Source organism: Myroides injenensis M09-0166 (assembly GCF_000246945.1).
Taxonomy (GTDB): Bacteria; Bacteroidota; Bacteroidia; order Flavobacteriales; family Flavobacteriaceae; genus Flavobacterium; species Flavobacterium injenense.
This window is the reverse complement of sequence record NZ_BAEX01000185.1, coordinates 1-455: the sequence shown is the minus strand read 5'-3', so window position 1 is coordinate 455 and position 455 is coordinate 1. Positions and strand designations below refer to the sequence as shown.

Genomic DNA, 455 nt, shown 5'->3' with positions numbered 1-455 from the left:
GTTTATTACTTTTGCATTCGCTTTGAAAGACAAGTGATAGAAATAAGAAGAATACGTTCATAGACATATTGGATTGACAGCATACAAATAAGAGAGTAAGGGAATCGTAAGATTTCGAATATAACCTTGAGTCCAAGATACAAACAAAATACGATGAAGAGTTTGATCCTGGCTCAGGATGAACGCTAGCGGCAGGCCTAACACATGCAAGTCGAGGGGTATAGATAGCTTGCTATCTAGAGACCGGCGCACGGGTGAGTAACGCGTATGCAACCTACCTTATACAGGTGAATAGCCCGGAGAAATTCGGATTAATGCACCATGGTTTAATTTTGTGGCATCTCAAGATTAATAAAGATTTATCGGTATAAGATGGGCATGCGTATCATTAGCTAGTTGGTGTGGTAACGGCATACCAAGGCAACGATGATTAGGGGTCCTGAGAGGGAGATCCC

Annotated in this window: 1 rRNA gene; it reads left to right on the top strand. The window is 42.0% G+C overall.

Annotated elements, in window-relative coordinates:
• Positions 1-150: 150 nt before the first annotated feature.
• Positions 151-455 (top strand): 16S ribosomal RNA (locus tag RH98_RS15070); the annotation flags it as partial.